This window comes from Streptomyces oceani (assembly GCF_001751245.1).
GTDB lineage: Bacteria > Actinomycetota > Actinomycetes > Streptomycetales > Streptomycetaceae > Streptomyces > Streptomyces oceani.
Genome location: NZ_LJGU01000119.1, coordinates 100,701 through 110,207, shown reverse-complemented (window position 1 = coordinate 110,207; position 9,507 = coordinate 100,701). Strand labels below are relative to the sequence as shown.

The 9,507-nt window shown below is 73.8% G+C and carries 10 protein-coding genes; 2 read left to right on the top strand and 8 right to left on the bottom strand.

Annotated elements, in window-relative coordinates; all coding sequences use genetic code 11:
* On the top strand, positions 1-477 hold a 477-nt coding region (locus AN216_RS11585; RefSeq protein ID WP_420855718.1), incomplete at its 5' end, for a THUMP-like domain-containing protein.
* Positions 478-518: 41 nt separating this feature from the next.
* On the opposite strand, the gene AN216_RS11580 is transcribed toward AN216_RS11585, so the two are convergent.
* From AN216_RS11580 to tsaB, 4 genes are read right to left on the bottom strand one after another with little or no spacing between them, the layout of a single operon-like run.
* Positions 519-779 carry a hypothetical protein gene (locus tag AN216_RS11580; protein ID WP_070196570.1) on the bottom strand — a complete coding sequence of 87 codons (261 nt, stop codon included), beginning with the start codon at positions 777-779 and terminating at the stop codon, positions 519-521.
* A complete protein-coding gene (gene tsaD / locus AN216_RS11575) occupies positions 776-1,930 on the bottom strand; it encodes a tRNA (adenosine(37)-N6)-threonylcarbamoyltransferase complex transferase subunit TsaD (RefSeq protein WP_070196569.1) in 1,155 nt (384 codons plus the stop codon). The genes AN216_RS11580 and tsaD overlap by 4 nt, the downstream gene beginning before the upstream one ends.
* 9 nt (positions 1,931-1,939) lie before the next feature.
* A complete protein-coding gene (rimI, locus tag AN216_RS11570; protein WP_079166492.1) occupies positions 1,940-2,539 on the bottom strand; it encodes a ribosomal protein S18-alanine N-acetyltransferase in 600 nt (199 codons plus the stop codon).
* Positions 2,536-3,210 carry a tRNA (adenosine(37)-N6)-threonylcarbamoyltransferase complex dimerization subunit type 1 TsaB gene (gene tsaB, locus AN216_RS11565; RefSeq protein ID WP_070196568.1) on the bottom strand — a complete coding sequence of 225 codons (675 nt, stop codon included), beginning with the start codon at positions 3,208-3,210 and terminating at the stop codon, positions 2,536-2,538. Before tsaB ends, rimI begins: the two co-directional genes overlap by 4 nt.
* A 251-nt stretch (positions 3,211-3,461) precedes the next feature.
* On the opposite strand from tsaB, the gene AN216_RS11560 reads away from it, so the two are divergent.
* Positions 3,462-4,013 carry a hypothetical protein gene (locus tag AN216_RS11560; RefSeq protein ID WP_070196567.1) on the top strand — a complete coding sequence of 184 codons (552 nt, stop codon included), beginning with the start codon at positions 3,462-3,464 and terminating at the stop codon, positions 4,011-4,013.
* Between the two features lie 565 nt (positions 4,014-4,578).
* Here the strand turns inward: AN216_RS11560 and tsaE are convergent.
* The 4 genes from tsaE to alr (AN216_RS11540) form a co-directional block, all read right to left on the bottom strand.
* Positions 4,579-5,043 (bottom strand): tRNA (adenosine(37)-N6)-threonylcarbamoyltransferase complex ATPase subunit type 1 TsaE, encoded by a 465-nt coding sequence (tsaE, locus tag AN216_RS11555; protein WP_070196566.1) that lies wholly within the window; start codon positions 5,041-5,043, stop codon positions 4,579-4,581.
* Between the two features lie 4 nt (positions 5,044-5,047).
* The gene (locus tag AN216_RS11550; protein ID WP_070196565.1) at positions 5,048-6,286 is read right to left on the bottom strand and encodes an alpha/beta fold hydrolase; all 1,239 of its coding nucleotides are present in this window, start codon (positions 6,284-6,286) and stop codon (positions 5,048-5,050) included.
* On the bottom strand, positions 6,283-7,575 hold the full coding sequence (gene alr / locus AN216_RS26890; protein ID WP_170843099.1) for an alanine racemase: 1,293 nt from the start codon (positions 7,573-7,575) through the stop codon (positions 6,283-6,285). Before alr (AN216_RS26890) ends, AN216_RS11550 begins: the two co-directional genes overlap by 4 nt.
* 335 nt (positions 7,576-7,910) lie before the next feature.
* Complete coding sequence (gene alr, locus AN216_RS11540; RefSeq protein ID WP_079166497.1) at positions 7,911-9,227, bottom strand: alanine racemase; 1,317 nt, start codon at positions 9,225-9,227, stop codon at positions 7,911-7,913.
* Between the last annotated feature and the right edge of the window lie 280 nt (positions 9,228-9,507).

Sequence of the window (9,507 nt, the reverse complement as noted above, 5' to 3'; positions counted from 1 at the left end):
AGCAGGTCGGCGCGGCTGCACGGCGTACGGGCGACGCTGCTGCCCGGCGGCCACACGCTGAGCGCAGCCGAGCCGCGCACGCCGCCCACCGGCCCGGTCGGCCGCTACCTCCACGAGCCGGACGGCGCCGTCATCCGGGCCCATCTGCTGGCGGAGGTGGCGGACGCCGTCGGCGGCTGGTTGATCGACCCGTCCATCGCGTACGTCAGCGCGGACGAGCTGGTGCGCACGCCGTACGCCACCGCGTACGAGATCACCGACGTGCTGCCCTTCCACCTCAAGCGGCTACGCGCGCTGCTGCGCGAGCGCGAGGTCGGCAGCCTCACGGTGAAGAAACGTGGCTCGCCCATCGAGCCGGAGGAGCTGCGCCGGAAGGTCAAACCCCGGGGCAAGGGGTCCGCGACCGTGTTCCTGACCAGGGTCGCGGATGCCCCGAGCATGCTGTTGGGGCATCCGGTGCCGCGTCCGACCGACTGACCACCGGCCGGCGGCCGGCGGCCGGCTCCGGACGCACCCGGTCAGTGGCTGGGCTGCACCTGTTCGAAACGCCAGCGGTGCACCGGGCGGGCGAGCAGTTCCGGCGGCGGATCGGGCAGCTCGGGCAGCCGCGCGTCGTACGCCGCGTGCCACCAGGTGATCACGAGCACCCGGTCCCCCGGGGCCGAGTAGGTCTCCCGACGCAGCGGTGCCGGAGCGAGGGTCTCGGCACGGCACCAGGCGAGGAGTTCCGGCCCGTGGTCCGGTGTTGCCTTGGCTTCCCACATCAGGGCGACGGTCATGACGCGTAGAGGTTCTTTCCGCTCAGCTCGTGTACGTGGTCGTGTACGTGTACGTGTACGCCGTCGTGGCCGTGCTGGCCGTACGCCGCGGGCCGCGCCGGACTGGCGGGGACGTGCGGCTCGGTCACCGGGAGGGAGGAGTCCGCGGGCAGTCCCCAGTCCGAGGCGGACCGGCCACGCGCCACCATCTCGGCGCCGAGGGCCGCGACCATCGCGCCGTTGTCGGTGCAGAGCTTCGGGCGCGGCACCCGCAGCGTGATGCCCGCTTCCGCACAGCGCTTCTCGGCCATCGCGCGCAACCGACTGTTCGCCGCCACGCCGCCGCCGATCATCAGATGGTCCACGCCCTCGTCCCGGCAGGCCCGGACGGCCTTGCGGGTCAACACGTCGGTGACCGCCTCCTGGAACGACGCCGCGACATCGGCGACCGGCACCCGCTCCCCCTCCGCCCGGGCGGCCTCGACCCAGCGGGCGACCGCCGTCTTCAGCCCGGAGAAGGAGAAGTCGTACGGCGCGTCCCGCGGCCCGGACAGCCCGCGCGGGAAGGCGATGGCCGCCGGGTCGCCCTCCCGGGCGTACCGGTCGATCACCGGCCCGCCCGGGAAGCCGAGTTGCAGCACCCGCGCGACCTTGTCGAACGCCTCGCCGGCGGCGTCGTCGATGGTGGAACCCAGCGGCCGGACGTCGGTCGTGATGTCCGGCGCCAGCAGCAGGGACGAGTGTCCGCCGCTGACCAGCAGTGCCATGGTGGGTTCCGGCAGCTCGCCGTGTTCCAGTTGGTCGACGCAGATGTGCGAGGCGAGGTGGTTGACGCCGTAGACGGGCTTGCCGAGGGCGTACGCGTACGCCTTCGCGGCGGTGACTCCGACCAGCAGCGCGCCGGCGAGGCCCGGGCCGGCGGTCACGGCGACACCGTCCAGGTCCCGGGGGCGTACCCCGGCTTCGGCCAACGCCCGGTCGATCGTCGGGATCATCGCCTCCAGGTGGGCCCGGCTGGCGATCTCGGGGACGACGCCACCGAACCGGGCGTGCTCGTCGACGCTGGAGGCGATCGCGTCGGCGAGCAGCGTACGGCCGCGGACGACGCCGACACCGGTCTCGTCGCAGGAGGTCTCGATGCCGAGGACCAGGGGTTCGTCTGGGTTGGTCATGGGGTCCGCTCAGTCCGTGGTGGTCCGTTGGTCCGTTTGGTGCCGTTGCGGGCGCGTGTCGGGGCGCTCGTTGCGCATCACCAGCGCGTCGATGTTCCCCGGCTGGTAGTAGCCCCGACGCACGCCGATGGGGACGAATCCGAAGCGTTCGTACAGCCGGCGGGCCGCGGCGTTGTCCACGCGGACCTCGAGCAGCACCTCGTGGCAGTCGAAGTCCCGGGTGGCCGCGCACAGGAGCGCGTCCAGGAGGCGCGCGCCCAGGCCCGTACGCCGGTGGGCAGGCAGCACGCCCAGTGTCTGGATGTCTCCGGTGCGGTCCGTCGCCACCAGCCCGCCGTATCCGGCGAGTTCGCCCTCCGTGGTATGCGCGACGAGGTAGCGGCGGGTGGCGCGCGGGCCGCGCGCGTGCGCCAGCTCGGACCAGAACATCCCGGCGGACCAGGCATCGTCCGGGAACACCGCGCCCTCCAGCCGCACCACCGGCTCGATGTGCCACCAGCGCATCTCCGCCAGCCGTGGCACCTCCGCCGGGCCGGGCCGCCGGTAGGTGCGCGGGTCGGTGTCCGCCGCGGGAGCGGCAGCGGAAGCCGGACCGGATTCGCGGCTCATCGTGGGGTGACCACCTTGTAGTTGCTGGGCACCCGGGCGTCCGGGCGGCGCAGGTAGAGCGGCCGGGGCGGTAGGAAGTCCGAGCCGACGCCGATCCGATGCACGGCCAGCGCGGCGAGCGCGGCGGCCGACTGGTGCTCCGGCAGGTCGGGCCGTACGCCGGTGAACACCTCCGGGTACATCCGCGCGCCCGCGCCCAGCGCAGGCACGCCGGCCACCCGCTCGGCGAGCTCCTCCGGGCGCGCGACGGCCGGCTCGCTCAGCCGGGTGACGGGGTCGGCGTACCGCGCCCAGTACACCTCCTTGCGCCGGGCGTCCGTCGCCACGATGAACGGTGACTCGTCCGGCGCGGCACCGAGGCCCGAGGCGTACGCCATCGCGTCCAACGTGCACAGCCCGCGCACCGGCACGTCGAGTGCCGAACCGAGCGCCTCCGCCGTGGCCAGGCCGACCCGCAGTCCGGTGTACGGTCCCGGGCCCACGCCCACGACCAGGTCGGTGAGCTGCGAGGTCTCCCGACCAGCCGTGCGCAGCACGTGGTCGACCGCCGGGAGCAGCAGCTCGCCGTGCCGTCGGGCGTCGGCGTGGTCGAAGTGGGCCAGGAGCCGTGCCCCGTCGTGCAGGGCGACGGTGACGGCGGGGGTCGCGGTGTCCAGGGCGAGCAGCAGCACGCCTCCAGCCTACGACCGTCCGCGCCGGCCCGATTCCACCGCGGTGGCCGGGGCGTACGTCCGTACGTCGCACCTCGAACTGTGCGGACTCCGGTCGAGAGGCGGAGACTCCGGTCGAGGGGCGGGAGTCGAGGGGCGAGAACCAGCCAACGCGCCGCCGCTCCCGGCCCGGAGCGGTCGCGGACGGGCACGGCCCGCCGGGTGACTGCTAACGTCAACGGGGCGCAGGCGCACGGAGGGATGGCGGCACGGTGGCACGTAGCAGCGGTAGCGCGGGGATGATCGTGACGGTGCTGACCGCGCTCTCCATGGGCGTCGTCAGCTTCTTCGCCTACCAGGCGTCGGCGGCACTGGACAAGCCCTCCGGTTCGGACAAGCCCAGTGCCTCTCCCTCCGAGAAGGAGTCCGACGAGAAGGCCAAGCAGCAGTTGCCGAAGCGGTCCGGCGCCGGCGAGCGGGTGGTGTACGCGCTCGAGCGAGATCGGGTCTGGATCGTCAACGAGCGCCGCAAGGTCGAGCGGACCTACCGCGTCTGGCCCAGCTCGGTGGACCCCAAGCCGGGGACCTACCAGGTGACCTCGCGCTCCTCGCACGTCACCGGTTCGGACGGGGAGGCGATCGAGAACGTCGTTCGCTTCGCCAGCGTCGGCCCCACGGTGATCGGCTTCAGCGCGGCACTGGACGGTTCGAAGCCGAAGCTGCGGCCCGGCGAGAAGACCGGCGGGGTGCGCCAGCGAACCGCGGACGGCGACGAGATGTGGGTGTTCGCCACCATCGGCACGAAGGTCGTCGTGACTCCCTGAGCCCTGAGCCCAGCGCTCCCGCGCCCTTACTCACGCCGCCCGGCGCTCCGGGGCCGCCCCGGGCAGCCGCCACGGCGGGCCGGACGGTACGCCCCCCGACCCGGGCTCGGCTGTCGCTGACTCGGACCCGGCGGTCCCGGACCCGGCGGGCGCACTGTCGGTTGTCCCGGCCGGGTCAGCGCTCACGGTGCCGTGCGGCGCCCCGGGCGTACGCCCCCGCTCCGGGTCCGGTGGTGTGGAGACGGCCTCAGCGGCGGCACACGCCGCCAACACCTCGGCCACGGAGGGCTGCTGCTGCGTCCGCTGCGAGCGGGCTGGGCTTTTCCGCTGTTCGGCCGGCATGAGCCCTCCAGAGGTTAGGTATACCTCACTTGTGGATTCCGAGCCCATAGGACCACGCCACGAGTCCACGGCGCAACTTCTTGCCGACATCCTGTCGGGACGACTCCGCCATCCTGTCGGCACGACGCGGCGCTCTCGGCACACACGGCGCTCCTGTCACGCACGACTCCGGCCGCCCGAACAGCGGAGACCCATGCGGGGGGCCGGCGACCAGCGCGGGCGGTCAGCCCAGCACGCTCAGGTCCTCGTCGGCCCAGCGCCTACCGACGCCGGTCACGCTGACCTCCCGTACGTCCATCGGCCCCCCGCCCGGACCCACGGTGTCCGCGCCGACCGCGCGCCCGATGACCACGTGCAGCCGGTCCTCGGCCAGTTCCTCGACCTTCCCCTCGCCCCATTCCACGATCACCACCGAGTCGGTCAGCGACACGTCCAGGTCCAGGTCGTCCATCTCCTCGAGGCCGCCGCCCAGCCGGTACGCGTCCACGTGCACCAGCGCCGGCCCCTCACCCAGCGGTGGGTGCACCCGCGCGATGACGAAGGTCGGCGACGTGACCGCGCCACGCACCCCGAGACCGGCCCCCAGGCCACGCGCGAGTGTCGTCTTGCCGGCCCCCAACTCCCCGGTCAGCAGCACCAGATCACCGGCCCGCAGCAGCTTCGCCAGCCGCTGGCCCAGCTCCCCCATCAGGTCAGGGGTCGGAACGGTGAGGTGAACGGTCTGCGCGGCGCCCGGCGGAATCTGCCCGTGCTGTGCCTTGTGCGGTCTTGCCATGCTTCCGGATGGTACGCGCCAACAGCGCCGCGAGTTCCGTGTCGACGAGTTCGGGGCACTCCAGCATCACCAGGTGCCCGGCCCGTACGACGGTGGTCAGCGCCGCCTCCGGCAGCTCGGCGGCGATCGCCTCACTGTGCGCGTACGGGGTGATCTGGTCCCGGTCACCGGCCAGCACCAGCGCCGGAATCCCGCCGAAGGCGCCAAGCGCGGCGCTCTTCTCGTGCTCCGTGAAGGCCGGGTAGAAGTCCGCCACCACGTCGACCGGAACCGACTCGATCAGCCGCTGCGCGAACCGGGCGACCGCGCTGTCCACCTCCCGGGGTCGCCCGAAGGAGTAACGCCGCACCAGCACGGCGAACAGTTCGGCGGTGGCCCGTCGGCTGCGTTCGACCAGCTCCGCTTGACCGGCCAGCGCGCTCAGTATGCCTGGTACGACGCGGCGTACGGCCTTCGCGCCCACCGCGGGCAGTCCGTACGTCACCTCGCCCAGCCCGCCGGCGGACGTACCAAGGAAGGCCACTCCGGACACCCGCTGGGCCACGTACTCCGGGTACTGGTCGGCCAACGCCATCATGGTCATGCCACCCATCGAGTGCCCGACCAGCACGATCGGGCCCTCCGGCGCCGCCGCGTCGAGCACGGCCCTCAGGTCGCCGCCCAACCGGTCGATGCTCATCCGCTCGCCCGGCTGGGAGCGCCCGGAGCGGCCGTGACTGCGCTGGTCCCAGTACACGGTCCGCACCGAGCCTCGGAGGGCCTCGCGCTGGAAGTGCCAGACGTCCTGACTCAGGCAGTAGCCGTGGGAGAAGACCACCGTGCAGCCGGCGTGTCGTACCGCCGCCGCGACCTCCGGGTCCACACCGCTCGTGGCGGGCTCCCCCTCGATGACCGGTTGGGGAGCCTCGACCGGCTCGTCGACCTCGTAGTACAGCTCGGTGCCGTCGGCCGCGACGACCGTGCCGGGCTCGCCCCGCAGCGAGCCGTACGGACCCGAGGTGTCCAGCTCGGCGCGGGCCCGCCGGCGTACCGTACGGTTCACCGTCAGTCGCTCGACCGCGACGCCGGCGGCCAGCAGCCCGACCGCCGCCCCGGCCACCCCGGCGTGCCGCACCCAGCCACCGCTCGCCTCACCCACCTCACCCGCCTCGCTCACCGAAACACCTCCGCCCTGCCGGACGCCGAGTCGAAGGGTTCCGGGTCGACGGGTGCCGGGTCGACCGGCGAACGTGGGCCGGACACCTCCGAGCCGCCTGCCGGATCCGGGCGCGCGGCCGTGTCCGGGCGCGCGCGCCGCTCCGCCGAGCGCGAGTCGACGTACTCCCGGGGCACTCGCGCGCCGATCCGAGTCACGATCTCGTACGCGATGGTCCCCGCCGCGTGCGCCCAGTCCTGCGCCGTCGGTTCACCACGGTCGCCCGGCCCGAACAACACCGCCTCGTCCCCGGCGAGGGCCGAGTCGCCCTCCAGGTCGACGACGAACTGGTCCATCGCCACCCGCCCCGCGACGGTGCGCCACCTGCCGGCGACCAGTACGGGCCCCGTCCCGGAGGCATGTCGGGGTACGCCGTCGGCGTACCCGGCGGGAACCAGCGCGAGGGTGGTATCGCCGGAAGTGGTGTAGGTGTGCCCGTAGCTCACGCCGTGTCCCGCGGGCACCCGCTTGACGTTCGCCAGCGCGGCACGCAGCGTCATCGCCGGCCGCAACCCCAACTCGGCGGCCGTACCGACCTCGGGTGACGGCGAGAGCCCGTAGAGCGCGAGGCCGGGGCGCACGAGGTCGAAGTGCGCCTCCGGCAGCGTCAGCGTCGCGGGCGAGTTGGCCAGGTGTCGCACCTCCGGGTCCAGCCCGGCCCGGTCAGCCAGTTCCAGGGCCGTGCGGAAAGCCTCCCGTTGGGCGGCGATGGAGGGGTGCCCGGGCTCGTCGGCACACGCGAAGTGCGACCAGATCCCGGTCACTCGCAGCGTGCCCGCCGCCTCCGCCGCGCGCGCCTCGCCGAGCAACTNTCGGCTGCGTTCGACCAGCTCCGCTTGACCGGCCAGCGCGCTCAGTATGCCTGGTACGACGCGGCGTACGGCCTTCGCGCCCACCGCGGGCAGTCCGTACGTCACCTCGCCCAGCCCGCCGGCGGACGTACCAAGGAAGGCCACTCCGGACACCCGCTGGGCCACGTACTCCGGGTACTGGTCGGCCAACGCCATCATGGTCATGCCACCCATCGAGTGCCCGACCAGCACGATCGGGCCCTCCGGCGCCGCCGCGTCGAGCACGGCCCTCAGGTCGCCGCCCAACCGGTCGATGCTCATCCGCTCGCCCGGCTGGGAGCGCCCGGAGCGGCCGTGACTGCGCTGGTCCCAGTACACGGTCCGCACCGAGCCTCGGAGGGCCTCGCGCTGGAAGTGCCAGACGTCCTGACTCAGGCAGTAGCCGTGGGAGAAGACCACCGTGCAGCCGGCGTGTCGTACCGCCGCCGCGACCTCCGGGTCCACACCGCTCGTGGCGGGCTCCCCCTCGATGACCGGTTGGGGAGCCTCGACCGGCTCGTCGACCTCGTAGTACAGCTCGGTGCCGTCGGCCGCGACGACCGTGCCGGGCTCGCCCCGCAGCGAGCCGTACGGACCCGAGGTGTCCAGCTCGGCGCGGGCCCGCCGGCGTACCGTACGGTTCACCGTCAGTCGCTCGACCGCGACGCCGGCGGCCAGCAGCCCGACCGCCGCCCCGGCCACCCCGGCGTGCCGCACCCAGCCACCGCTCGCCTCACCCACCTCACCCGCCTCGCTCACCGAAACACCTCCGCCCTGCCGGACGCCGAGTCGAAGGGTTCCGGGTCGACGGGTGCCGGGTCGACCGGCGAACGTGGGCCGGACACCTCCGAGCCGCCTGCCGGATCCGGGCGCGCGGCCGTGTCCGGGCGCGCGCGCCGCTCCGCCGAGCGCGAGTCGACGTACTCCCGGGGCACTCGCGCGCCGATCCGAGTCACGATCTCGTACGCGATGGTCCCCGCCGCGTGCGCCCAGTCCTGCGCCGTCGGTTCACCACGGTCGCCCGGCCCGAACAACACCGCCTCGTCCCCGGCGAGGGCCGAGTCGCCCTCCAGGTCGACGACGAACTGGTCCATCGCCACCCGCCCCGCGACGGTGCGCCACCTGCCGGCGACCAGTACGGGCCCCGTCCCGGAGGCATGTCGGGGTACGCCGTCGGCGTACCCGGCGGGAACCAGCGCGAGGGTGGTATCGCCGGAAGTGGTGTAGGTGTGCCCGTAGCTCACGCCGTGTCCCGCGGGCACCCGCTTGACGTTCGCCAGCGCGGCACGCAGCGTCATCGCCGGCCGCAACCCCAACTCGGCGGCCGTACCGACCTCGGGTGACGGCGAGAGCCCGTAGAGCGCGAGGCCGGGGCGCACGAGGTCGAAGTGCGCCTCCGGCAGCGTCAGCGTCGCGGGCGAGTTGGCCAGGTGTCGCACCTCCGGGTCCAGCCCGGCCCGGTCAGCCAGTTCCAGGGCCGTGCGGAAAGCCTCCCGTTGGGCGGCGATGGAGGGGTGCCCGGGCTCGTCGGCACACGCGAAGTGCGACCAGATCCCGGTCACTCGCAGCGTGCCCGCCGCCTCCGCCGCGCGCGCCTCGCCGAGCAACTCGGGCCAGTCGGCGGGCTGACAGCCGTTCCGGCCCAGCCCGGTGTCCACCTTGAGCTGCACCCGCGCGGTACGCCCGGCCGCGCGCGCGGCGGCGGTGATCTCGCGCAGCGCCCAGGACGCGCTTGCCGTGACGTCGATGTCCGCCTCGATCGCCGCCTGCCACGGACCGCCCGGGGTCCACAGCCAGCACAACACCCGGCCACGGTCGCCCGCCGCACGCAGCGCCAGCGCCTCCTGGGGCGTCGCGGTCCCCAACCAGGTGGCTCCCGCCTCCCGCGCGGCACGGGCGCAGGGGAGTATGCCGTGCCCGTACGCGTCCGCCTTCACGACGGCCATCAGCTCCGCACCGGAGGCGCGGGCACGCAGCGCGGCTACGTTGGCGCGTACGGCGCCCAGGTCGATAGTGGCGCTGGCGCGGAGCGCCGCGTCGGACGGGGGCGCGCTCGGATACTGGTCGTTCACCACCCCAGTCTCTCAACCTTCGTGCGCCGCGGCGCGCGGGTCTTCAGCCGACCGAGGCCGCGGTGGACGCGTGGGACGACGTGACCGTACGAGATGCCTCCGAGTGGTCGCCCTCAGGCGCGGGCGTCAGGTGAATCACCCGGATGCGCAGGTGTCACCCGCCCTCGGTCACGTCCTGCCAGGCCCACCGCAACGCCGCCGCCACCTCGGTGGCGGTCGGCGGCGTCGCCGCGCGCCGGGCGGCCAGGCCATGCAGGTACGCGCCCGCGGAGGCCGCGTC

Excerpts from the sequence above, each read along its gene's own strand:
- AN216_RS11580 (WP_070196570.1), bottom strand. The coding sequence starts at position 779 with ATGACCGTCGCCCTGATGTGGGAAGCCAAGGCAACACCGGACCACGGG.
- tsaD (WP_070196569.1), bottom strand. The coding sequence starts at position 1,930 with ATGACCAACCCAGACGAACCCCTGGTCCTCGGCATCGAGACCTCCTGC.
- rimI (WP_079166492.1), bottom strand. The coding sequence starts at position 2,539 with ATGAGCCGCGAATCCGGTCCGGCTTCCGCTGCCGCTCCCGCGGCGGAC.
- tsaE (WP_070196566.1), bottom strand. The coding sequence starts at position 5,043 with ATGGGGGAGCTGGGCCAGCGGCTGGCGAAGCTGCTGCGGGCCGGTGAT.